Genomic DNA, 945 nt, shown 5'->3' with positions numbered 1-945 from the left:
CGCGGTCGCCGATTTCTCCCCCGTGTTCCTGACCTGCGCCCGCGCCAGCATTGCCGCCGCGCTGGGGCTGGCGCTCCTGCTCGGGTTTCGGCAACCGCGTCCGCGCCGCGCCGAGCTCCCCGCCTTGGCGATGACGGCACTGGGGGTCGTGGCCGGATTTCCCCTGCTGACCGCACTGGCGCTGCAGGCACCGGCCAGCGAGAACACCCAGAACGGTGGACGCGGGCGTTCGCCGGCGCGCAACACGGCGAAGACGGCGGTGCACAACGGCAGCAGGCCCACGAACACGATGGAATGCGCCGAGGTCACATGCTGCAGCGCCAGTGCGGTCAGCAGGGGAAATCCGGCCACGACCCCCAGTGCCGTCATCGCCAAGGCGGGGAGCTCGGCGCGGCGCGGACGCGGTTGCCGAAACCCGAGCAGGAGCGCCAGCCCCAGCGCGGCGGCAATGCTGGCGCGGGCGCAGGTCAGGAACACGGGGGAGAAATCGGCGACCGCGACGCGCGTTGCGGGCAACGACCCCGCAAAAATCATCACGCCGATACATCCATTGATCCAGCCACCGGTGGTTTTTTCCATGCGCGTCTCCTTCTGCATCGCCGTTGAGTAGACGCCTCGCGGGACCGATCCGGCCAGATACGATCCAATACGGTTTCGCAGTACTGTTATGGCTCAAGACCCAGTACAGCTGACGACAGTGGACAGACCCGTAGCACCCGGCACGCGCATCGCTTCGGTGATGGCCGACATACGCGCCGGCATCGCCAACCGCACCAGCCTGCCGGGAGCGCGCCTGCCCTCCGTGCGCGCGCCGGCGCGCGCGCTGCGGGTGTCGGTGTCGGCGGTGGTGGAAGCCTGCGACGGGCTGGGCGACGCGGGCGCGATCGGGGCGCGGCCCTGGCTGGTGCCTATACATGTCTGACGGAGCACCAGGCCCGTACGGTT

At 69.6% G+C, this 945-nt stretch carries 2 protein-coding genes; one reads left to right on the top strand and one right to left on the bottom strand.

Going from position 1 to position 945, the window contains the following annotated elements:
* On the bottom strand, positions 1 to 579 hold a 579-nt coding region (locus tag CEK68_RS20900; protein ID WP_226978010.1), incomplete at its 3' end, for a DMT family transporter.
* A 160-nt stretch (positions 580 to 739) separates the two neighbouring features.
* Here CEK68_RS20900 and CEK68_RS21375 point away from each other — a divergent pair.
* Positions 740 to 922, top strand: coding sequence for a GntR family transcriptional regulator (locus CEK68_RS21375; protein ID WP_255424793.1), 183 nt, complete (start codon positions 740 to 742; stop codon positions 920 to 922).
* Positions 923 to 945: the final 23 nt, after the last annotated feature.

Source organism: Xanthomonas sp. LMG 12461, assembly GCF_009192935.1.
Classification (GTDB): Bacteria; Pseudomonadota; Gammaproteobacteria; order Xanthomonadales; family Xanthomonadaceae; genus Xanthomonas_A; species Xanthomonas_A sontii.
This window is presented reverse-complemented; position numbering and strand designations above follow the sequence as displayed.

What these genes read in the sequence shown, in the direction of transcription:
- CEK68_RS21375 (WP_255424793.1), top strand. Translation starts at nt 740, where the DNA reads ATGGCCGACATACGCGCCGGCATCGCCAACCGCACCAGCCTGCCGGGA.